Source organism: Paenibacillus sp. FSL H3-0302 (assembly GCF_037982245.1).
Lineage (GTDB): Bacteria > Bacillota > Bacilli > Paenibacillales > Paenibacillaceae > Paenibacillus_AQ > Paenibacillus_AQ odorifer.
Genome location: NZ_CP150284.1, coordinates 4,485,239 through 4,506,679, shown reverse-complemented (window position 1 = coordinate 4,506,679; position 21,441 = coordinate 4,485,239). Strand labels below are relative to the sequence as shown.

The 21,441-nt window shown below is 42.0% G+C and carries 19 protein-coding genes; 15 read left to right on the top strand and 4 right to left on the bottom strand.

What is annotated here, in order from left to right:
• Positions 1–70 precede the first annotated feature (70 nt).
• The 5 genes from MHH50_RS20025 (at position 71) to MHH50_RS20005 (ending at position 4,658) form a co-directional block, all read left to right on the top strand.
• The gene (locus MHH50_RS20025; RefSeq protein WP_076307634.1) at positions 71–784 is read left to right on the top strand and encodes a type II CAAX endopeptidase family protein; all 714 of its coding nucleotides are present in this window, start codon (positions 71–73) and stop codon (positions 782–784) included.
• Positions 785–864: 80 nt separating this feature from the next.
• The gene (locus MHH50_RS20020; RefSeq protein WP_076219998.1) at positions 865–1,332 is read left to right on the top strand and encodes a MarR family transcriptional regulator; all 468 of its coding nucleotides are present in this window, start codon (positions 865–867) and stop codon (positions 1,330–1,332) included.
• 87 nt (positions 1,333–1,419) lie between these two features.
• A complete protein-coding gene (locus MHH50_RS20015; protein WP_076281476.1) occupies positions 1,420–2,391 on the top strand; it encodes a ring-cleaving dioxygenase in 972 nt (323 codons plus the stop codon).
• A gap of 26 nt (positions 2,392–2,417) precedes the next feature.
• Complete coding sequence (locus MHH50_RS20010) at positions 2,418–3,479, top strand: LLM class flavin-dependent oxidoreductase (protein WP_217696585.1); 1,062 nt, start codon at positions 2,418–2,420, stop codon at positions 3,477–3,479.
• A gap of 90 nt (positions 3,480–3,569) precedes the next feature.
• Positions 3,570–4,658 (top strand): winged helix DNA-binding domain-containing protein, encoded by a 1,089-nt coding sequence (locus MHH50_RS20005; RefSeq protein ID WP_076307635.1) that lies wholly within the window; start codon positions 3,570–3,572, stop codon positions 4,656–4,658.
• Between the two features lie 434 nt (positions 4,659–5,092).
• On the opposite strand, the gene MHH50_RS20000 is transcribed toward MHH50_RS20005, so the two are convergent.
• Positions 5,093–7,018 carry an FAD-dependent oxidoreductase gene (locus MHH50_RS20000; RefSeq protein WP_076307636.1) on the bottom strand — a complete coding sequence of 642 codons (1,926 nt, stop codon included), beginning with the start codon at positions 7,016–7,018 and terminating at the stop codon, positions 5,093–5,095.
• A gap of 181 nt (positions 7,019–7,199) precedes the next feature.
• On the opposite strand from MHH50_RS20000, the gene MHH50_RS19995 reads away from it, so the two are divergent.
• Positions 7,200–7,721, top strand: coding sequence for a PadR family transcriptional regulator (locus MHH50_RS19995; protein WP_036688994.1), 522 nt, complete (start codon positions 7,200–7,202; stop codon positions 7,719–7,721).
• Between the two features lie 543 nt (positions 7,722–8,264).
• On the opposite strand, the gene MHH50_RS19990 is transcribed toward MHH50_RS19995, so the two are convergent.
• Together MHH50_RS19990 and MHH50_RS19985 are read right to left on the bottom strand one after the other, a co-directional pair.
• Complete coding sequence (locus MHH50_RS19990; RefSeq protein ID WP_076219598.1) at positions 8,265–9,533, bottom strand: alkaline phosphatase; 1,269 nt, start codon at positions 9,531–9,533, stop codon at positions 8,265–8,267.
• 127 nt (positions 9,534–9,660) lie between these two features.
• Positions 9,661–10,269, bottom strand: a complete 609-nt coding sequence (locus tag MHH50_RS19985) for an isoprenylcysteine carboxylmethyltransferase family protein (protein WP_076281480.1) — start codon at positions 10,267–10,269, stop codon at positions 9,661–9,663.
• 107 nt (positions 10,270–10,376) lie between these two features.
• Between MHH50_RS19985 and MHH50_RS19980 the strand changes: the two genes are divergently transcribed.
• Positions 10,377–10,907: a hypothetical protein gene (locus MHH50_RS19980; protein WP_312148312.1), complete on the top strand. Its 531-nt coding sequence runs from the start codon at positions 10,377–10,379 to the stop codon at positions 10,905–10,907.
• Here MHH50_RS19980 and MHH50_RS19975 read toward each other — a convergent pair.
• Positions 10,877–11,425 (bottom strand): MepB family protein, encoded by a 549-nt coding sequence (locus MHH50_RS19975; protein ID WP_076281482.1) that lies wholly within the window; start codon positions 11,423–11,425, stop codon positions 10,877–10,879. The two genes, MHH50_RS19980 and MHH50_RS19975, sit on opposite strands and share 31 nt — an antisense overlap.
• A gap of 164 nt (positions 11,426–11,589) precedes the next feature.
• Between MHH50_RS19975 and MHH50_RS19970 the strand changes: the two genes are divergently transcribed.
• The 8 genes from MHH50_RS19970 (at position 11,590) to MHH50_RS19935 (ending at position 21,429) form a co-directional block, all read left to right on the top strand.
• A complete protein-coding gene (locus MHH50_RS19970) occupies positions 11,590–11,781 on the top strand; it encodes a cysteine-rich CWC family protein (RefSeq protein WP_076129911.1) in 192 nt (63 codons plus the stop codon).
• An 85-nt stretch (positions 11,782–11,866) separates the two neighbouring features.
• On the top strand, positions 11,867–12,436 hold the full coding sequence (locus MHH50_RS19965) for a hypothetical protein (protein ID WP_076129874.1): 570 nt from the start codon (positions 11,867–11,869) through the stop codon (positions 12,434–12,436).
• A gap of 219 nt (positions 12,437–12,655) precedes the next feature.
• Positions 12,656–14,356 carry a molecular chaperone HscC gene (locus MHH50_RS19960; protein WP_076219594.1) on the top strand — a complete coding sequence of 567 codons (1,701 nt, stop codon included), beginning with the start codon at positions 12,656–12,658 and terminating at the stop codon, positions 14,354–14,356.
• On the top strand, positions 14,353–15,837 hold the full coding sequence (locus MHH50_RS19955) for a J domain-containing protein (RefSeq protein ID WP_076310466.1): 1,485 nt from the start codon (positions 14,353–14,355) through the stop codon (positions 15,835–15,837). Before MHH50_RS19960 ends, MHH50_RS19955 begins: the two co-directional genes overlap by 4 nt.
• A 16-nt stretch (positions 15,838–15,853) precedes the next feature.
• The gene (locus MHH50_RS19950; RefSeq protein ID WP_051491590.1) at positions 15,854–16,531 is read left to right on the top strand and encodes a DUF1266 domain-containing protein; all 678 of its coding nucleotides are present in this window, start codon (positions 15,854–15,856) and stop codon (positions 16,529–16,531) included.
• Between the two features lie 610 nt (positions 16,532–17,141).
• Complete coding sequence (locus tag MHH50_RS19945; protein WP_340033311.1) at positions 17,142–17,765, top strand: TetR/AcrR family transcriptional regulator; 624 nt, start codon at positions 17,142–17,144, stop codon at positions 17,763–17,765.
• Positions 17,766–17,807: 42 nt separating this feature from the next.
• Positions 17,808–19,055, top strand: a complete 1,248-nt coding sequence (locus MHH50_RS19940) for an MFS transporter (RefSeq protein WP_179088350.1) — start codon at positions 17,808–17,810, stop codon at positions 19,053–19,055.
• Between the two features lie 34 nt (positions 19,056–19,089).
• Complete coding sequence (locus tag MHH50_RS19935; RefSeq protein WP_340033310.1) at positions 19,090–21,429, top strand: ABC transporter permease; 2,340 nt, start codon at positions 19,090–19,092, stop codon at positions 21,427–21,429.
• The last annotated feature ends 12 nt before the right edge of the window (positions 21,430–21,441 follow it).

The following is a 21,441-nucleotide window of genomic DNA, read 5'->3' as shown; positions in this document are numbered from 1 at the left end:
TGAAATTTCCCAATGCTAAAATGGTTGATATTCAGTCTATTAACAATTTTACTTGGGGGATTAGATTATAATGATTGATGAAAAATTAAGTAAAAGGCAATTGATCTTAGGCGTTATATTAGCAGTAATGTACTTTTTAGGGTTGTTCTCCATTCTCTTGATCAGGCCGGTTATGGGGATTCTCAACCATGTTTTTATTTGGCAGCCAGAACAACAAAATCGAATGGCCTTACTGTTGAATAGTCTGATCTACATAGGAGTGATTATAGGTTTTAGGGGATTCTATAAACAAGCTATTCATGATTTCAGACAATACTGGGTCCGTAATATGTTATGGATGGTTTGGGGACTTTGTTTGATTATTATCATCGGAAGTATGTTGATTCCCATACTAATTTCCATTTTTCATCCTATTACAAAGTCTGTTAATGAGGTGGATTTACGGGCAATGTTGTCCTGGTATCCATTTATTTTTACAGTGAACGTGGTATGGATTGGCCCCGTGATTGAAGAATTAGTATATCGGGTTACCATTTATAGAACGATCCGCAGGAAAAGTCGTCTTCTGGCTTATCTGATATCCTCCTTTTTATTTGGCTTCCAGCATGTCTATAGAGCCGTGATGTTCCAGAGCAACTATAACGAAATGTGGAATGTCTTCTCCTATATGGCTGCTGGATTAATCTTTGCCTACCTATATGAGAAAAGAAAAAATATATTAGTGCCTATAGGCGCGCACATGCTTAGTAATGGTTTATCTGTGCTTCTCTATTTCTTAAGTTAATACGAAATTTGACTTCATATCAGATTACTAGTAAACTGATAATCAAATAGATCCAATTCCAAAGCAATGGATGTGGCATAATGCGAGACAATGGATTCACTGAAGACAACAAACTAAGCTTATTGATCTGGCTGCGGCTGGTAAGAGTTTATGACAATAGTAACGATCTTTCCAATGAGTTCTTGAAGCAGTTTGATTTAACGGTTAGCCAGTTTGATGCGTTAGTACAAATACTATTACATCAGCCTGTGACACAGATGGAAATGGCCGAGCATTTAACCATTACTAAAGGTGGAGTATCACATATGCTTGGCAGATTAGAAAAAGAAGGATGGATTGAACGCAAGCAGGATTGGAAGGTGAAGTATATTTCTTTAACTGAAAAGGGCCAAGCGCTTATCGAGAAGGTTCTTCCTTTGCAATCGGATTTCCAAGCTTCGTTATTCGATCCACTGACGGACGACGAGAAGAAAGTATTTTACAGCATGCTTAAGAAGATTCACCGCCATAGCCTGAATGAGAATCGAATTCCACAAGGAGTTCAGTAGTATTGTAAAAGCTTTATTCTGAATAAAGCTTCCTTTTTTCAGCATCAGTTTACTAGTAAACCATAATCATATTAGGAGGAAATTAAAATGAGCCAACCACAAATAACCGGACAACATCATGTATCAATGATTACTAAAGACGCTAAACAAAACCTATGGTTTTATACAGAGGTACTGGGACTAAGACTTGTCAAAAAAACCGTAAATCAGGACGATCCAACCATGTACCATTTATTCTATGGCAACTCTAATGGCGCTCCAGGCACCGAGGTATCCTTTTTTGAAATGCCGAATGCAGGCCAGACCCGGAAAGGAACGAACAGTATTTCTGCAATCTCTCTTCTCGTTCCTAGCGATGAGGCTTTAGTATATTGGGCTAGCAGATTAGATACATTTGAAGTTGCTCATGAAGCTATCGTAAGTATAGAGGAGCGCAATTCGCTTACTTTTCAGGATAGTGATGAATTAACGGTTCATCTGGTGTCCGCAGAAAAAGATAATGTGACTCAGCTGGTAGAACCTTGGATTACTGATGATATTCCACCACAATATGCCATTGTTGGATTGGGTCCCGTTGAATTGACTGTCCGTGAGGCTAGCCGTACAAAGGCTGTTTTGGAGGATATTTTAGGCTATACACAAGTTCGTAGAGTTCCATCCATGGGTGATCCGAAGGTTATGGTGGATATTTATGAAACAGCTAAAGGCGGCTTGTACACTGAACTTCAGCTCAAAGAAGTTAATGATCAAGACCGGGAAAGACCGGGAAGAGGGAGTGTCCATCATGTGGCTATAAGAGTGAAGGATCTGGAAGAATTAACCGCATGGGCTGCTAAAATCACAGCTGCAGGGTTCAAGAACACAGGGGTCATTGATCGTTATTACTTCCATTCCTTGTATTTCCGTGATCCGAACCATATTCTTTTCGAGCTTGCTACAGATGGTCCAGGGTTTGAGATTGATGAATCTTTTGACACATTGGGCGAGAATTTGACCTTGCCTTCTTTTCTGGAAGAACGCCGGGAAGAGATTGCATCGAAGCTTCATCCTATCCAATAATACAGCTAAGAAAGTAGGACATCATCATGATGGAACAATATAGAATCGACGAGAATAAGGGTTTAGAAATAGGTTTATATACTTTAGGTGATCATGTTGCAGATGCCTTAACAGGTAAACCAATCAGTGAACGACAACGGATTCAAGAGATCATTGCTGCCGCCAAATTAGCAGAGGATGCTGGATTAGATGTATTTGGAGTGGGGGAGAGTCATCAGGCGAAATTTATTACTTCAGCAGCATCGGTCGTACTTGGAGCTATAGCAAACGCAACGGAACGAATCAAACTCATCAGTTCAGCGACTGTATTGAGCACAGCGGATCCTGTACGTGTACATGAAGAATTTTCGACATTGGATTTGTTATCCGGAGGCAGAGCAGAAATTGTTGCTGGACGTGGATCACGATTAGGAGCTTATGAACTGTTCGGATATGACGTGAGGGATTATGAAGAATTGTTCGAAGAGAAGATTGAATTGCTTATGAAAATAAATAACGAAAAAAGAATTACCTGGGAAGGGCAATTCCGTCCTGCTCTGAATGATATGGAGATTTTTCCGAAGCCTCTGAATGGTAAACTGCCTATCTGGCGAGCGGTTGGTGGACCTCCGGCAAGTGCAGTTAAGGCAGGAAGAATGGGCATCCCGATGATGCTGGCTGTTCTAGGTGGACCTGCTTCAGCGTTCAAGACCTCTGTGAATATGTATCGTCAGGTTGCCGCACAATCAGGTTTTAATCCGGCAGAGCTGCCGGTGGGTACAACCACCCTTTTATATATCGATAAAGATTCACAGCAAGCATTCCGTAACTATTACCCATATTTAAATCACATGATGAAAGAGCTTCGTGGATCAGCGTACCCTAAAGACCAATTTGCTGAAGCCATGAGTGTGAGAAATGCGCTGCTCGTAGGCAGCCCACAACAGGTTATTGAAAAAATCCTTTATCAACATGAGCTGTACGGACACAATCGTTTTCTGGCTCAGATTGATATTGGTGGTTTACCTTATGCTCAGGTTGAGCAAATCATTGATTTGTTGGGATCGGTAGTCGCACCAGCCGTAAGACGGGCCACAGCTAAGAAATAAGAAAAACTATGAGATTGGAAAAAATTATATTAAAATTATTCCAATAAAGTTAAACGATGGTTTGAGAAGGATCACTTAAGGAGGCAAAGTGTGACGAATAAAATGATAGCTGCGCAACGTTTATATAACCAGAAGATCGTTGATTCCAAGCTAATCAAGCCCGAACAGGTCGTTAAAGAATTAGGGGCAGTACAGGCGCAGGATTACATGCAGGCGATGTGGGCGATCGGGTTACGTATTCCATCTTCGAGTTTAGCTGATATAGAGCGTGCTATCGCTGATCGCAAGATGATTCTGAATTGGACGCTGCGAGGTACGCTTCATTTTGTCCCACCGGAAGATGTAAAGTGGATGCATCAGCTATCTGTGCCGCGTTTAGCAGGACAAACAAAGCGGCGGAATGCAGAGCTTGGGCTAGATGATCAGACACTAGAACGTTGTAGACATATTATAGTTAATGCTTTACAAGGTGGAAAGCAGCTAGATCGTGCTCTTTTACTTCAGCTAATAGAAGAAGAAGGTATTCACACAGGGAACCAGCGTGGTTATCATATGTTGTGGAATGTTGCGTACCAAGGGTTGATTTGTTTCGGACCGATGAATGGTAAGCAGCAAACGATTGTTTTGTTAGAGGAATGGGTGCCACAGTTTCGAGAACTTTCTTACGATGAATCATTGTATGAACTCGCTTGGAGATATTTCACCGGACATGGTTTAGCAACTGTTCAAGATTTTGCTTGGTGGGTAGGCATCACCCTTACCGATGCTAGAAGAGGTCTGGAAGCGGCCAAAAGTCAACTGCAATCAGAGGTTATTGATGGCAGTGAGTATTGGATGTCTGCTGATCGGCTAGAGCCAGCTGCTGAGGACTCCGGCGTTCATCTGGTTCCGGGTTTTGATGAGTACATTCTGGGTTATAAAGACCGAAGTGCCGTTCTAGAGCCCGACGTTGCTCCTTTAATAGTTCCGGGGAATAATGGTGTTTTTCTTCCGATGATTGTTGTGGAGGGTCAGGTTGTGGGTACATGGAAAAGAACCCTAAAGACCAAGGGGATTGAGATTATGATCCATCCTTTTGCCGAGCTGGGCGATACGGAAAAGTTGGTTCTTAAAGAAGCTGAGCGATATGCCTCATTTATTGGGCTGCCGATACTCAAAATGATTGTGAGTGGTCATTGAGATGAGTATTTCACTATTCTCACCATTCTCACCATTCTGATCATTCTCACCATTTTCATCTTTCTTACCATACTTTTGTGTGCTTCTTTCTCGCTAACGGACACCGTTGCACTTATTAACACCTAAATGCTGATTTGCTGAGCTTTTCGGACTCCAATGCAGTTATTCCCGTCGCAGCACCTCTTTTGATCCCTATTTTTGCGGAATAGCGGCATCTGGGTCCGATAGATTCGTAAAAAGGCTATTTTTAGCTCAATAGCGTCTCCTGAGTCCGAACGGCATAATGGGTGAAGGGTGAAGGGTGAAGGGTGAAGGGTGAAGGATTAAATGGATACCGATTACCGAATAGCCGCTCACGAATGCACTCTGAGTAAAAAATAACCCGGCAGGGCGGACCTGCCGGGTTATTTTCATGAAGCATATAGTTAGCTTAATTAGATTCGTCTAGCTAATTCAGCGCCTTCCCAAATCGCATTCAGCGCTCTACGCGCTTGCACCGCATCGCCAATTACATGATAAGGGATGGAGCTTTCCTCCAAGAAGTCCTGAAGGGGTTGTTTGTTGAGGGCGCGTGAACCTACAGCAATTACTACATAATCAGCAGGTAGGCTGTGACGTTCGCCGTCTTTTTCAACAATTACGCTATCCCCTTGAATCGCCATACATTTGCTGTTGGTCATTAATTCAACGCCATGTCCATATAGACTTTCCATGACACAGATTTTACGCAGAAGCCCTAGATCATTAGCAACATCAGCTTGCATTTCAACTACAGTGATTTGATGTCCGCGCTCTACAAGCAGTTCTGCGACCTCAAGCCCCACTAAACCACCGCCGATAATAACGACTCTTCCTTCTGGATGAACCGTTCCCCATAACACATCATGTGAATTGACCACATGTGAACTGTCGATGCCTTCCACAGGCGGAATAACAGGAGAAGATCCGATTGCAAGAATGACCTCATCTGGAGCAATTTCCTGGATTAATTCAGGTGTAACCTCTGTATTCATTCGAATGTCTACACCTTCACGTTTAGCGGTTTCTCCCATATTCAGAGCGGCTGCAGCCATTTCCTCTTTACGTGGTGCGGCACCGGCAATATAAAGCTGTCCGCCCAGAATGTTATTTTTTTCGCATAATATTGGATGATGCCCACGTCGTTTCAGGGTGACAGCTGCTTCTAATCCGCCAGGGCCACCACCAGCAATAAGTACTTTTTTTGGGATACTCGTTTGCTGCAATTCATATTCACTTTCACGGCCGGTTGCAGGATTAAACACACAGCTGATAAATGGAACATTAGGATTCACGAATCCATCGAAGCAGCCTTGGTCGCAACCCACACATTTAACGATCGTGTCTGCACGTCCGGCTAAAGCTTTATTGCAGAATTCCGGATCTGCCAGCTGCGCACGCCCAATGGCTACAAAATCAGCCAAACCCTCCGCAATAATCCGGTCTGCAATTGCTGGATCATTAATACGGCCTACGGCAATAACAGGGATGTTAACCACAGATTTAATTTGTGCTGCGTTATCTACATTGAAGCCTACAGGTAAATCGATCGGCGGAACTTCATATTTAATCGCAGCGCCAGCAGGGACCCCACGAGATACATTAATAGCATCAATTCCAGCTTCTTCAGCGAGCTTTGAGAAGAGCTTCATATCTTCCAGCGTAAGTCCGCCCGGTAGATCCTCAATCGCAGAGATTCTCATCAAGATAGGGAACCCAGGTCCAACCGCTTTCCGGATAGCCCGGATACAAGCCAGCGGGAAGCGGCAGCGATTCTCCCAAGAACCGCCGTACTCATCCTGACGAAAATTCATTGCAGGACTTAGAAATTGTTGGGGCAAATAACCATGGCCGGCATGGAATTCCACACTGTCAAATCCGGCTTTCTTCGCACGTAATGCTGTATCTGCGTAAGCTTGAACCATCTCGCCGACTTCATGATGCGCAAGTTCACGTGGTATATGAGTCACGCCTTCAAACGGAACAGGTGAAGAGGAGACCTGAATTAGGTTGGGAGTTACTTTACCTCCATGCCATAACTGTAGACAGCTTTTGCCTCCTGCCTCTCGAATAGCTAATGCTAATTGAGCCATACCTGGAATGAATTTATCATCATAAAGGGCAGGAGCATCATCGGAGGCCGCCGTTGGGTGAATAGTTGTTACTTCTACAGTATTTAAGCCGTTGCCGCCTTTAGCTCGTGCTACATGGTAATCAATCAGACGATCACTGACGTATCCACCCGGCGCATTCATTTTCGTGCCCATCGCTGGTAAAATGACCCGGTTCTTAAGCTCCATATTTCCGATTGTGCCCTTGCTAAATAAATGTGTGAATTCCATATGATAACTTCCTCTCTACATATAGGTTGAAAATAAATAGGTTATTTTAACCTATATTAGCGAAAGAACAGGGTGGAAGTATGTGCAAAAAATCACGAGTGATTTGGCAGGAATGTAGTAATTGAGGTAATATAAGAAAATGATGAACCGGATACGTATTCCGGAAGCCCGGAGGATGATTATGGATATTGAAGTTTTGATTCTGGCCCAATTAATGAAAGGGGCCAAACATGGTTATGAAATTAAAAAAAACATTATTTTTGTAATGGGCAATGATAAAATCGTAAACAATAACTCGCTTTATCCAAAGCTGAAATTATTTGAAAAGCGAAAATGGGTAATCAAAAAAACGGAAATTCAGGAACGCCGGCCTAAACGTTATGTATATTCTATAACTACTGAGGGTGAGGAGCGGTTTAACACCTGCTTAACAGAATTTACGCTGGAGACTATTCGAATTGATAATGAATGGTCTATTCGTCTTGCTTATTATGAGCTTTTGGATCAGGAGACACGTAGAAGATTGCTTGATTACAGAGAGACTTATATGAACGAAAAGCTGGACCATTTACAGCAGTTATCCAAAGTAGTTGGCAATAGTGAGGATATGGATTACTCTGAGGAGCTCTATTTTTACACCCGAAGTATGGTTTTACGAGAGATCGAGTTAATTAAGGAGCTGTCACGTAAATTAGAAGCATAAGGAAACCGTTGGATTAGCTATAAAAATAGAATTTTATAAACACACCTCGCTGTAATCGTTAATTAACGGTATATTTGTAAAATCGATTCATAGTTTAGCTTTAGGTTTTCCGCTTGTGATTGGTATCATCATCTTTATTTTGGGTTTGATCATATTGGGAATCGAATATTTCACATCAGATTAGTTGAACCCCTCTCCAGAGAGGTGGGCATAGAACTGGATGATGAGAGTGCGCTTTTTCAAGCACTAATGAAGGATTCTGCTGCTTCTATTCCTTATGTAAAGCTTGGTGAAACCATCCACTAATTCGCAGATCGAAAAGCAACGTTTAAACTTGAGTCTAATCTGGCAGCCTTTTTGAGTTCAAATAGTAAAGATTATGAGCCTGGAGCAACGATCAGAGGATTTCATCTGACAGGTAAATGGGCGGATCAGACTAAGGATATCCTTTTTGTTGTGCGAACAGATGCTAAGTAAATACTGTATTTTAAAATGAAAAAGACTACCCAGAAAAAAATCTGGCTAGTCTTTTATTATTTGCTTTTATTTATTGGCTTTAAAACCTGATGCTTGCATAAGCTTGGTGAATACTTCGGTGTTTTCGTAGATTCCAGTAAATAATTGTGCATTTTTGCCCATAGCTGTAATTGGAATATCAACCGCAGTATGGCCTGAGGTCGTCCAGTCCACTACAAAATTGTGTTTGGAATTGGCGATGGCGAATGGACCGTCTTCTTTGGATATGCCGTCACCGGACTCATCATCTGCGTCAACTGCTTCAATAGAAAATCCGCCGGTCTCATGGTCGGCAAGCACTAGAACCAGTGTATCTGGATTCTTTTTGGCGAAGTCTTTGGCTACTTGCACGGATTTGTCCAGTTCTTGACCTGATTTAATCGTCATTTTAGCGTTGTTTTGATGTGCAAATTCGTCAGTGCCTTCTTCTTCCACCATAAGGAAAAATCCTTTTTTATTTGTTGCTAGCGTATCTATAGCTTTCTTAGTCATCTCGGGCAGCGATACCACCGGATTATAAATATCTCCTTCACCCTCAGGCTTTTGCTGGAACATTTCCTCGTTTGCGAATATTCCAAGCAGCTTGCCGTCTTTTGCTTTTTGCATATCCGCTTTGTTCGTTACATAGGTGTAGCCCAATTGTTTAGCTTTATCCACAAGGTTACCTTGCGTTCCTTTGCTTTTTTCTGAAGGATCTTCAGCGGGTTCATCTGGGAATTTGCCGGGATTGCCTGCCGGGTACCAGAAATCCTCACCCCCACCGAGCAGAACATCAACCTTGCTCTTTGTCAGAAGCTGAAGAGCGATATCACTTTGCTTTGAGCGGTCTTCAACGTGAGCACCAAATGCGGCGCCAGTCGCGTCTGTAATCTGACTAGTGGTAACGACACCTGTTGATTTCCCGGCATCTTTAGCATATTCCATAATGGTCTTAACACTTTTTTTATCGGCATCCATTCCGATAGCACCATTATAAGTCTTCACACCGCTGGCATAAGCAGAAGCAGAAGCAGCCGAATCTGTAACAGGGACAGTGGAGCTTGTATGAATTAATCCAACGTATGGCATGGAATCCATTGCTAGATTTCCTTTTTCACCTACGGTGGCAAGCCGGATGGCATCACGCTGAGCAGCACCCATTCCGTCTCCAATAAACAGAATTACATTTCTTGTGTTCGAAGATGCTGCGTCTGCTTGATTAGGTGCATTTGTAGTGACTATGCTGGATACAAAAAGAGCAGTTGCCGCTGTCGCTACAATTGCTGTTCTGACGCCATACTTTTTCGGTGATTTCATAATTTCCCTCCTAATGTATGTTTACAGTCTCATATTATAGTAGTTACATTAAGAGAATGTTTTCTGGACTTGTAAAAAATGTAAAATGATATAGTGAATATAAATTATCGGAGCTTGATAAAAGATTTTAAAATAAAAAATATCTGGGTGTATTATTGGCATATTGGATATATTCATCTCCGAATACGGACATTAAATGTTGCTCTTCTTGAAGAATTAGTAAATGAATCGCGGCAATGTTAAGAATGAATATTAGGAGTGTTAACAGATTGGGGTACATCAGATACAATCCCAAAAACATGAGATCAAACCCGACAAATGCAGCGTTTCTACTATATTTATAAATACCGTGTGTGATGAGTTTGGTTACAGTAGTCTTATCAATCCCAACTCTCCATGAAGTGCGCATAGCAATCATAGCTTGAATGAAAATGGAACACCCGAGGGCAGCTACACCCACACCGCTAAAGTGAATTACAGGAATATCAAACGTTTTGTCTACAAGTGTAACCATAAAGGACTCTGCTACGGAAAAAACAAACCATACTGCGCCCCATAAAAAAGTAGAGGTTTTTACCAATAGCTCGGTATAATGGATCTTAGATAGTTTAGCGCCTTTAGCCAGAACGTTTCCTTTAATGTGGTTTTTCTTGTAAAGTATAAGGAGCTTTAATAGATAAGAAATTAGGAAGATGCAGAAAAGAAGTAGAGATAGGATATTTTTAAGATCGCTCATTTTAATTTCCTCCTCACTAATACATATGAATGATTGCTCATATGTTTGTTTATATCTTATTTCCTAATATTGTACATGTCAACTAATTATTGATTTAGGGGGATATCGTGAAAATAAGAGTATACAAAAAACGGTGGCTATGGGTGTTGGTTATCGCGGTTATTGTACTTGCAGGTACTGTAATCGGTATGCTGGTTACGCAAACTGGGCTTGCAACCTTTACTTCCAATGCTTATGGAGTCTCTTTGAAGTATCCAACGGAATGGGTCGTAGATTCAGCAGATGATAAGAAGGGTCAGGGGGAGGATGGTTTTTTTCAATTATCCGCTATGTCTGGAGAGGGACAATCAATAGATGAAGTTGCTGAAATCGTTGCCTCCCATCAGCTGAAGCCTTATGGGTCCAATCCGCAAATTACTGAACTGACATTAGAGAGGTTGAAAGAGGAAGAGAAGGCAAAGTTGATTATGCCTTCTGCTGACCAAGGGGAGGAATGGAATCATCAAGCGGCGCTTATAATTAAATATCCCGAAGCGGTGAAAATAGGAGATGATGTATACTATTATTTTATTTTGCAGGGTGATAAGGGACATGTGGAGGAGATAGGTCAGACCGTAAGATTTACGGGTAAACCGTAGAGTGCTTGCGCACGAAGGTAGTCTATGGGTTTATTTGCAGGGATATCCAAGAAATATTCCGACTGCCATGTTTGCGTTTTTTGAGCTTGGCGACTCGTGGGAATATCCCAAGGCGGGTAGACTCGAAAAGCTCTTTTTCCACCTTCACCTTTATCAGATAGAATATCTTGTTCTCTTAGGACAGCTTTTGGAAAAATAAATTGGCCAAAGTGATTCCCATTTCGTGTACTTATAACGAAGAGATCAGCAGGATCTGAGATGTCATAGGGTTGGATGGGATGATCTCCAATTCGCTCCCATAGTGTCACAAATTGCCCGACTTTAGTGGGTGTGATTTTAGCCACCCGGAATCTAATGGCCAGCACATTTAAGGTAAAGATATATGCTCCGTATTCCGCATTTTGCGGTTCAAGAATTGGTTCGGAGCAATCAAACCTGCAAGGATTATATACTTCTTCCATGGTAGCAAGTAAGTCACTATGTAGGGTATCTAAAAAGCTCAGCTTCTTATCATTCATCTGTTATTCTCCCATTTGAGTTCGTAATGTTCACTATCTTAATGCAAGTGAACCGAGTTCACAAGTGTAGGAATAATAGAGAAATTGAAGTTGGATTTATTTTATTGATATGGTTTTCCAAAGATAAATAGTTTGTGATTTTTGGGGGAGTAGAAATTTTGGATATGATGAACATACTGGTTGAAGAACGCCATTGTCCTTTATGTAAAGAATTGAATCGTTGTGGCGCTGAAGGCGGTGACTGTTGGTGTTTCCATACAGAAATTCCACTCGAATTGCAAGAACAGATCCCGGAAGAACTGAGAGGGAAAGCTTGTATCTGCCAAAAATGCGTAGAAGCATTTAATAAACATTAACCGGGATTTTAATTAACTCTCGACGAAAACCGTAATTTCATTGTATATAATTAAAGTGTAATCTAAAAAAATAATGGAGGCGCAGATGAGGAAGCCAATAATTGCAGTAGATATGGATGATACAATTTGCCATCTAGTGAAGCGAGCCATATACCATAATAATAATGATTTTCCCACGCATCTGCTGCGGTATGAGGAAATGCTTGATTGGAATACGGATCATTTACGTCATCCGGATTGTACACAAGAGATTTTCTATGGGCGGCCCGGTCTGTATGAAGAGCTTGAACTGTTTGACGAACATGTCGTAGGAGAAATGGAGAAACTGCATAACGCTTATGATGTAATTATTGTTACGGCAGCCCAACCCCAGTCGGTGGTGGAAAAATGGAACTGGCTGCAGAAGCATATGCCGTTTATTCCGATTGAAAATTTCTTTACCTGTAAGCGGAAAAATCTTATTAACTACGATCTATTGATCGATGACGGGGTACATAACCTGGTTCCGGCATTGCAGGAGGGAAGAAAAGTGCTTTGTATTCCGCATCCATGGAATTTGCGGGCCCGTGAACAATATGCTTTTCCATTATTGACCTCATGGGAAGGTGCAAAAGAGAAGATAGATCAGATGTTAGGACGTCCAGAGAACGAATGAGACTGTTTTTTTATAGATGATGTACAGAAAAATATTTTCCGCCAAAAAATGAAGGTATTCCATCAGCCATTGTGGCTTTTGAGATACCTTTTTTATGTCTATTGCAGAAGTGCAATTTCATTATTATGCTCTGGATGTAAATATGTTGAATTAGTGACATTTCGATTCTTGGACTCTTTTCTTTGTATATTATTGTATATAAAAGGAGTGGAGATAGTAGTGAGAACAATCGGAATTGATTTAGGAACGACCTATAGTCTTGCTGCTTATTGGGACGGCAGTCAGGCTGTAATTATTCCCAATGTACTCGGGGAGCATGTAACACCCTCGATTGTTAGTGTAGATGCAGGGGGAGAAGTATTGGTTGGAAGAATCGCACAGGAACGACTGATTACACATCCACAGCTAACCGCCTCGACTTTTAAGCGCTTTATGGGATCAGCAAAGAAATACACGCTAGGTACGATGACTTTTACTCCTGAAGAGTTATCTTCTTTTGTTCTGCGGTCACTGAAAGAGGATGCGGAAAATCATCTAGGTGAGTCCGTAACGAACGCTATAATCAGTGTTCCGGCTTATTTCAATGATGTTCAGCGGAAAGCAACTAAGAAAGCGGCTGAGATGGCTGGCTTACAAGTAGAGCGGCTTATTAGTGAACCTACGGCGGCAGCACTCGCTTATGGCCTGCATCAGAATCAGGAGACTTCATTTCTTGTTTTTGATTTGGGTGGAGGAACCTTTGATGTGTCAATCCTGGAGCTTTTCGAAGGGGTAATGGATGTTAAGTCGATTGCCGGAGATAACTATCTTGGTGGGGAAGATTTCACAGAGATACTAGTGGCCTATTTTATCCAAAAGAATAAGCTGGACGCTGAATCGTTAACACCAATAACGAGGTCGATGTTGTATAAGCAGGCTGAGCAGAGTAAACGAATTCTTGGTACAGAGTCTGCTGCGACTATGCGGATAGTTATTAAAGAGGAAGAATACGTGCTGACTATAGAACGCTCAGAGCTTGAGCAATTGGTACAACCATTACTAATACGTCTAAGACAGCCGATAGAAAGAGCATTGCGGGATGCTTCTCTGCAGCCTTCCGATCTGGATGGGATTGTGATGATTGGGGGTGCGACTAAAATGCCTCTGATTAAGCAAATTATCAGCCGTATGTTCGGGAAAATGCCTTATGCGAATATCAGCCCAGATGAGACCGTCGCACTGGGAGCTGCGGTTCAGGTGGCGCTGAAGCAGCGTGATCAAGCGCTGGATGAAATGATTTTGACGGACGTTTGCCCCTATACATTAGGAACCAGTGTTCTGCGAAGAGGTTCAAGCGGACAAACGTCATCTGGACATTACTTTCCGATCATTGAACGTAACACTCCGATTCCTGTTAGCCGGGTAGAACGTCTATATACAGCCGCAGATAATCAAAAGATCATAAGTGTGGATGTGTATCAGGGGGAGAGTCCTCGCGTTGAAAATAATCTTTTCCTGGGAGAAATGGAGTTTCAGATTCCGCAAGCACCTCGGGGAGAAGAAAGTATAGATGTCAGATATACATATGATGTGAATGGGATTCTTGAGGTGGAGGTTACAACCGTTTCAACAGGTCAGAAGCATCAGATGATCATTGAGCAAAATGCTGGTGCAATGACGAAAAAGCAAATTGAAGCTCGTTTACTGGAACTGCGGAGTATCAAAATTCATCCGCGTGAGCGTACCGAGAACAGGCTTCTGCTTGCTAGAGGTGAGCGTTTATATGAAGAGGTGCTTGGGGACCAACGGAAATTTATCGCACAGTGTCTGAAAGTATTCGAAGATGCTTTATATACTCAGAACGAGAAAGTGATTGAAAAAGCGGCACAAGCTTTCAATGAGCAATTGGCGGAAATTGAAGGGTGGTCATACTTCACATGACAATCTGGAGTATGTTGGAGATTGAACCCACAGATGAACTAGCTATCATCAAGAAAGCCTATGCCAAAAAACTGAAATCGCATCACCCCGAAGATGACCCTGAAGGATACCAACAGCTTAGAGAAGCTTATGATACAGCTGTGAAATGGGCCCGCTCCGGGCAGCGTATAGCAAGTACTGTCCCTTCATTTATAGGTGAGGATAAGAAAGAAATAGCAGAAGCAATATCAAAAGAAATAGAAAAAATGGTGATACAAGCAGAAACAGTAATACGAGTAGATGAAGCTGAGGAGGAAGAAAGCGAGGAGGAAGAACAAGAAGTTGCGGAGGAAGACACCGAGGAAGAAGTAGAAGGGGCTACTACTATACCGCATGAAAACGAGTGGGCGCTGTTTCGCCCACTTCCCATTCAACTTGATGCTGATCTTCAAGAACAGCCAGCAGATATTTTTGACAGACAAATTAGGGAACTGTATGCGGATTTCTCGCGGCGGATTCAACAAGCTTCGTGGCATTCACTTTTGAATGAAGATTTCATGTGGAGTATAGAGCATCGTGATCGGCTAAGGGATAAGCTTATATTGTTCCTTGATCAGCATCGGAATTTGCCTCATGCCGTATGGGAGGCGTTGGATTCATTTTTTCATTTTCGTGAGGACAAGGAAATATTTCTTCAACGTTATGATAATAAGTTAGTCGAGTACATACTGGGGCAGGTCGACGGAAGCATGGAGATGCGTTATGAGTGTTTCCTTTTGCAGGAGTCTCTTGAGTTTGACATAGAACACTATCTAAATCTGAGGCAATCCGCTCAATTCATGCTGATGGAGGATAAACATACTGAAGCGGGTCAACTGCTCGACGAAGCAAATAAGCTGTTTCAGTATGATCCTGATCTGCAATTATTGCGAGCTAAGTATTGTCTGGATACTGCTGATTATATGGAAGCGCTGGTGTGTTTGGACCAAGTAACCGCTATGTGGCCTAACGAAAGAGACGGTTACTTATTAAGAGGCCGGCTTCTCTACTATTTGCAGCGTTATGAGGAAGCGATGAAGGATTGTGAATATTTGCTGCAAGAGGATGCTGGAAATAGAGATGTGCAATGTTTAATTCTGGAATGTAAGATTGCATGTTCTCAAATTGAGGAAGCTCTTACACAAACGGAGACTAATGAGCCTAAAAAGGACGAGTTCATTCATTTTCGTTACCTTGCGAATAAGTTCATGTTGAAGAACAAAAAAATGTATCCACAACGTCTTCGTATCTCTTCGCTCGTAAGCATTGGAAAGAGCATTATAGGGTCTATATTATTCTATCTATTGGTTTTCCTGAAATTAAGCTGGTTCTATATTTTGGTATATACCATATATTATTTTTCAGTATCTGAGCTTCCCCCGCTTGTCAATGCGGTGTTCATTCTTATTTTTCTATGGAAAATCAGGAAGATTTGCAAAACAGCATACCTATTCTCGAACTAATATCAGGAGGCTCTACATGCTGAAGGAATACAATGTTAAGCAAAGAAAACGATTGGAAATGTATTTCCGCTGTCTTTCCTCTACCTGCATACGTGGTCTCTTAGGGAGATACTATGTGGTTTATGAATTTGATTTTAGTAATGTCTTCTTCAAAAGAGGATTAATCAAAAATGCTTGTGAAAGATGGAATATCGAGGATGCTAACTCCTTTCATCGCCAGATTCGCTGGCTTCTAGAAGATGGCAACCGTGCAGAATATAGATCTTTACATGCTCGTTTAGCCACACTTTCCGAAACCTCACGCAGTAAATATCTTGAGGCACATAAGGATCATGAGGATTTTGTTAATCTGAAGGTTGTTGCACAAGGTATACATCAGTTGCCTTCTGGTGACATTTCTGCTTTTGGATTAGCTTGGGTAATTTATCTGAGCCGGATTGGTTATGTTGAGGATTATTTGAAGAAGGAAGAAGCCTGGGAATACAAAATAGAAGCCGCAAGGCAGCTACAAGAACGTTATAGCAGTTGGGCGGATTATTATATAGCCTATTCCTTGGGCAGCAAATTTTCATTAGTACAATCCGGCGGATTAGATAATCTATTTGAGACGGGATTGCAGAAGCTCATGCGAAATAGCAGCATTCTATACAGGGAAGCCGTTTGGGGGCAAAATCTGCAGCCGGAAGCCACTTAGTCCGAACTTAGGTAATTAATACCTATTGAATACCTATTGATTACCTATTGAATCCCTATCCCGTGTTGCTTAAGGACCCAGAGGACGCTATTTGCAAATTTATAGCCCTTTGAGCCGGTTTTCGGACTCCAGTGCAGCTATTCCTTGAGGAAGCGGTCTTTTGTGGTGTTTTTGATGCCAATAGGTGCTATGCGGTCCGTTAGGAATCCAAATGGGGGATAATGCAGCGTATAAGGTCAGCTGTGTCCGATAAGCTGCGTCGTAAGTGCAAATGTGATCCAAGCAAACGAAGTTTAGTAGTTTAGTGTTACAACGCGAGCAAAGGTATCTCCATGGATCAGATCAAAGAGCAAGCTAAAAATAAGATGCAGCAGTAAGACCAAACAGTAAAACCAAACAGTAAACAATAAGACCAAACAGTAAACAGTAAGACTAAAACTCAACAGTTAAACCCAACAGTATATCCCAAAACGAGGGAGTTCCAGCTGCTATAACGTAGCTTTTGGAATTCTCTCTTTTTTGTGATGCCGGATTAATCTTGACACGATCTAATATTTGTATATAATTGGAATAGACCGACGGTCGGTCGATAGAATGGAGGACGTTGCAGATGAGAATTTCCAAAGAAGCGGAAGAACGTAGAAATGAAATATTGGATACAGCAGAAATGCTGTTTTTTACGAAAGGGTATACCAAAACGACAGTGAATGATGTCTTGCAGGCTATAGGTATCGCGAAGGGAACCTTCTACTATTATTTTAAATCGAAGGAAGAGGTCATGGATGCTGTTGTGCTGCGATTTATTGATGCTGGTGTAGCAGTTGCTAAGCAAATTGCTGCAGATCCTAAGCTGACCGTTCATGAAAAGCTGCTGCAAATCATTATGGCGCAAAAGCCGGATACGGACAGAAAAAGCCAAATGATTGAGCAGTTCCATCAGGCTGATAATGCACAGCTGCACCAGAAAAGCTTGGTGGAAACCATTTTGCGGCTAACTCCTGTTTTGACGGAGGTCATTGAGCAGGGCATAGAGGAGGGACTGTTTCACAATCCGTATCCCCGGGAGACGATGGAATTTCTATTGATTACCTCTCAATTTCTTTTTGATGAAGGGATATTCAAGTGGCAGCCTGAGGAAATCATCCAGAAGATAAGAGCTTTTATCTATACGATGGAAATTACGCTGGGGGCGGAGAAGGGCAGCTTCGACTATGTGTTTCAAATGTTTGAGTAGGGGAGAGGGAATATTCTGAACAACAAATCCTTCGGAAATTTTATGATCATTTGGATGGGGGAGTGGATATCCAGTATTGGCAGCGGGTTGACGGCTTTCACCTTAGGGGTCTATGTGTTCCAGATGACACAGACTGCCTCTAGCGTGGCACTTTTAACCTTATGTGCTTTTCTCCCTTCCATTGTGCTCAGTCCTTTTGGCGGCGTGTTAGCGGATCGGTTTGATCGGCGATTGATGATGATAGCAGGGGATTTGTTGTCTGCTTTTGGACTTGTATATGTTCTCATCATCATGCTGCTGGGTGAACCTCATTTATGGCAGATTTGTCTGGGCGTGACGTTTAGTTCGATTTTTGTATCCTTGCTTGAACCTGCCTACAAGGCTACCATTACAGATTTATTAACAGAGGAGCAATTTGCCAAGGCTAGTGGTTTAGTTCAGCTTGCTGCGTCCTCAAAATATCTTCTTTCCCCTATCCTTGCCGGGATTTTGCTTAGCTTTATGGATATAAAAACTATCCTGCTTATAGATATCTCAACCTTTCTAGTTACAGTTCTTGCAGTGATGGCTGTTCGCAGGAATCTACAGACTGAACACAGAGTTCCAACGAATCAGTCGTTTGTAAAAGATTTGAAGGAGGGCTGGGATGCTCTTATTTACACGAAAGGTGTACTGCAGCTTACGATCATTTTGTCTGTCGTTACTTTTTATGTGGGTTTTCTCCAAACCTTATATACACCTATGCTTTTACCCTTTACGGATACGAAAACTCTAGGCACGGTATTATCTGTAAGTGCTATAGGGATGTTGCTCGGCAGTCTGATTATTGGAGTTTTTAGCATCGATCGTAAATATATCAAAGTATTAGCGCTCGGCCTAGGATTCGCCGGACTGTTTTTTTCTTTGGTGGGTCTGACCACGAATGTTGCTTTTATTACAGCTGCTGGCTTTTTATTTTTTGCAACGTTGCCTTTTGTTAATACCAGTGCTGACGTTATGATTCGCAACCATATCCCAAATGACACACAGGGGCGGGCATGGGGGATCATTGGCATTTTATCACAACTTGGTTATGTGGCTGCGTATGCTTTTGCTGGCATATTGGCTGATCAAGTGTTTAATCCTCTTTTACGAGAGGGAGGGCTGCTTGCTTCATCAGTAGGTAAGGTGATAGGCACAGGGGAAGGACGGGGAATCGGCTTATTATTTATCATCTCTGGTTTGCTCATCATTATTATGGCATTTGTGATCCCCCGAATGAAATCAATTCGCTGCCTTGAACGTGAATAATTGAATTCCGTATTAGAGAGGAGAAGGCCCGTCAATGCTGCTACGAATTGTAAAAAGAGACCTTCAACGCAATAAAATCATTACCTTCGGATTATTTGTGTTTATCATGTTATCGGCTTTGCTTGTTGCTTCAGCGTCGCAAGTGATTATAGAATTGTCGGGGTCCTTGAATCAGCTATTGATTAAATCTAAAGCCCCTCATTTCGTGCAGATGCACGCAGGACAAATCGAAAGCTCAGCAATCGAGAGCTTTACAGCCGCTAATCCACTGGTGAAAGATCAACAAACCGTAGAGATGCTTAACTTGGATGGATCTAACGTTTATCTAGGCAGTAACCAAGGCTCGGAAGCAAACAGCGTGATGGATATCGGCTTTGTAGAGCAGAACCCTTCGTTTGATTTGCTGCTGAATTTAGAGAACAAGGTGATTGAGGTATCGGCAGGAGAAATCGCTGTCCCCATTTATTATATGAAGCAAAAGAATCTGAAAGTCGGCGACATAGTTAGCGTTCTAGGTGAACAGTTCGATAAAAAGTTTGTGATTACTGATTTTGTAAGGGATGTCCAAATGAATCCAGCCATGGTCAGCTCCAAACGTTTTGTCGTAAATGCTGCTGACTTTACAGCGCTTAAACAACAGCTCGGCGAACCTGAATACCTGATTGAATTTCAGCTTACAGATCTATCTAAGCTCAATGATTTCCGCAATGAGTATCAATCCTCAAATCTGCCCAATAAAGGCCCCTCCATTGACTATCCTTTATTTAAAACGCTAAATGCACTGACGGACGGGATTATCGCAGTTGTTATTATTTTGGTAAGTGTTCTGCTGATGCTGATTGCTATTTTATGTCTCAGATTTACGATGATCGCTACCTTGGAAGAGGATTACAGAGAGATAGGTGTCATGAAAGCGATTGGGATCACGCAGCAAGATATTCGCAGCATTTATTTAGCAAAATATATCGTGATGGCAGCCGTCGCCTCTGTATGTGGATATTTACTGTCTTTAGGTGTGGTTCGTTTGTTTACAGCTAATATTACTTTGTATTTGGGCGTTGCTCCTGCCAGTATCCTTCATTATTTTGTTCCTGTCCTGGCGGTAGGTTTGATCTTTGGAGTTGTTGTATTCTTTTGCCGGATGATTCTTAGACGCTTTAATCGCATCACGGTTGTAGAAGCTTTACGGTCAGGTACGAGGGGTGAAGCAAGGATGAACACAAGCAGATTTTCACTTAGCAAGCGTAAATTTGTTAACGTGAATGCTTTTCTCGGGGTAAAAGATGTTTACGGGCGCTTCACCATGTACGGATTATTGTTCTTCGTATTTGTGATCAGTTTGTTTATCGTTCTAGTGCCAGTGAATATATTGAATACTCTTCAGTCTCCCCGGTTTGTTTCTTATATGGGCGTCGGTCAGAGCGATATTCGCATTGATTTGCAGCAATCGAACCAAATAGAGAAGCGTTTTAATGAGATGATAACCAAGCTTGAAAATGACCCGGACATCTCTAAATTTTCTCCACTGATTACTTCTAGATTTAAGGTATTAGGTAGTGATGGTGTATGGGAATCGCTAAATGTTGAAACCGGTGACTTTACTATTTTTCCGCTCTCGTATGTTCATGGAGGAACTCCTAGAAGTGCAAATGAGATCGCTCTTTCTGACCTGAACGCCAAGGAACTGAATAAAAAGATGGGGGATATCGTTCATTTAGAGGTTGCTGGGGTGGCAAGAAAATTGACCGTTAGCGGGATCTATCAGGATATAACTAATGGTGGCCGAACCGCAAAAGCGCAATTGCCATATGATTCGAAGACGGTTCTCTGGTATGTAGTAGCTTTGGATGTGAATCCGGGAATTTCCGTCCAGGCAAAAATGGATCAGTACACCAAATTATTTTATCCAGCAAAAATCACTCATCTGCAAAGCTATTTAGCTCAGACATTAGGAAATACAATTCGCCAATTGAAGCTGGTTACAGGCTTATCCATCGTTATCGCATTTTCGATTTCGATATTGATTACCTCTTTATTTCTGAAAATGCTGCTTGCCAAGGATTCTTCGCAAACCGCTATTTTGAGAAGTGTTGGCTTTACGTTAGGAGATATTCGTAGGCAGTATCTGGTAAGGATGCTGATAATATCAGGGCTGGGCGTCATTCTTGGTACTTTTGCGGCTAACACTCTCGGGCAAAAAATTGCTCAAATGCTAGGCTCTTTCATGGGGGCTTCTAAGATACAGTTTGTAGTCAATCCGGCGGTAGCCTATCTTATGCTTCCTCTACTTGTCATGCTGATTGTAGCGCTCACCACCGTAACAAGCACGATCTCAATCAGAAAATCCAGTATAGCCAAACTAATTGCCGAATGATAGGAGGTGGCA

Coding starts and splice junctions, on each gene's coding strand:
- MHH50_RS20020 (WP_076219998.1), top strand. CDS start 865: ATGCGAGACAATGGATTCACTGAAGACAACAAACTAAGCTTATTGATC.
- MHH50_RS19950 (WP_051491590.1), top strand. CDS start 15,854: ATGCTGAAGGAATACAATGTTAAGCAAAGAAAACGATTGGAAATGTAT.
- MHH50_RS19965 (WP_076129874.1), top strand. CDS start 11,867: ATGAGGAAGCCAATAATTGCAGTAGATATGGATGATACAATTTGCCAT.
- MHH50_RS19935 (WP_340033310.1), top strand. CDS start 19,090: ATGCTGCTACGAATTGTAAAAAGAGACCTTCAACGCAATAAAATCATT.
- MHH50_RS20000 (WP_076307636.1), bottom strand. CDS start 7,018: ATGGAATTCACACATTTATTTAGCAAGGGCACAATCGGAAATATGGAG.
- MHH50_RS20015 (WP_076281476.1), top strand. CDS start 1,420: ATGAGCCAACCACAAATAACCGGACAACATCATGTATCAATGATTACT.
- MHH50_RS20025 (WP_076307634.1), top strand. CDS start 71: ATGATTGATGAAAAATTAAGTAAAAGGCAATTGATCTTAGGCGTTATA.
- MHH50_RS19975 (WP_076281482.1), bottom strand. CDS start 11,425: ATGAATGATAAGAAGCTGAGCTTTTTAGATACCCTACATAGTGACTTA.
- MHH50_RS19940 (WP_179088350.1), top strand. CDS start 17,808: ATGATCATTTGGATGGGGGAGTGGATATCCAGTATTGGCAGCGGGTTG.
- MHH50_RS19995 (WP_036688994.1), top strand. CDS start 7,200: ATGGATATTGAAGTTTTGATTCTGGCCCAATTAATGAAAGGGGCCAAA.
- MHH50_RS19970 (WP_076129911.1), top strand. CDS start 11,590: ATGATGAACATACTGGTTGAAGAACGCCATTGTCCTTTATGTAAAGAA.
- MHH50_RS19955 (WP_076310466.1), top strand. CDS start 14,353: ATGACAATCTGGAGTATGTTGGAGATTGAACCCACAGATGAACTAGCT.
- MHH50_RS19945 (WP_340033311.1), top strand. CDS start 17,142: ATGAGAATTTCCAAAGAAGCGGAAGAACGTAGAAATGAAATATTGGAT.
- MHH50_RS20010 (WP_217696585.1), top strand. CDS start 2,418: ATGATGGAACAATATAGAATCGACGAGAATAAGGGTTTAGAAATAGGT.
- MHH50_RS19985 (WP_076281480.1), bottom strand. CDS start 10,269: ATGAGCGATCTTAAAAATATCCTATCTCTACTTCTTTTCTGCATCTTC.
- MHH50_RS19990 (WP_076219598.1), bottom strand. CDS start 9,533: ATGAAATCACCGAAAAAGTATGGCGTCAGAACAGCAATTGTAGCGACA.